The 276-nt window shown below is 61.6% G+C and carries 1 protein-coding gene; it reads right to left on the bottom strand.

Features of this window, described 5'->3' with window-relative positions; translation table 11 throughout:
* Positions 1-93 precede the first annotated feature (93 nt).
* Positions 94-276: hypothetical protein (locus R0K30_RS21785; protein ID WP_410612909.1), on the bottom strand; the 183-nt coding region annotated here is incomplete at its 5' end.

The raw sequence follows: 276 nt of genomic DNA, 5'->3' as shown, positions 1-276 counted from the left end.
GAGTGCGAGCCCTATCCCCCCGGCTCTGATGTCGAGACGTCGATCGCGGCAGCCTGCATGGCGTGCTCCCTCATTTCCGTGGCCCCGTCATGCTCAGCTCGTTCTGCAAATCGATCCAGGCCCGTCAGTTGGTCCAGTCGTGCCCCCAGCAGGTGCCATGCGGCGCGCTTCTCGACCGTATATGGGTACCGCTGATAGATGCGTTTCATGCGGTTCTGCTCGCGGTGGTTCATACACTTGTCGATCACGGTGGGCAATACTCCCGTCGCCTGCATC

It is taken from the genome of Bacillus sp. SIMBA_154, assembly GCF_046536015.1.
Classification (GTDB): domain Bacteria; phylum Bacillota; class Bacilli; order Bacillales; family Bacillaceae; genus Bacillus; species Bacillus pumilus_P.
This window is presented reverse-complemented; position numbering and strand designations above follow the sequence as displayed.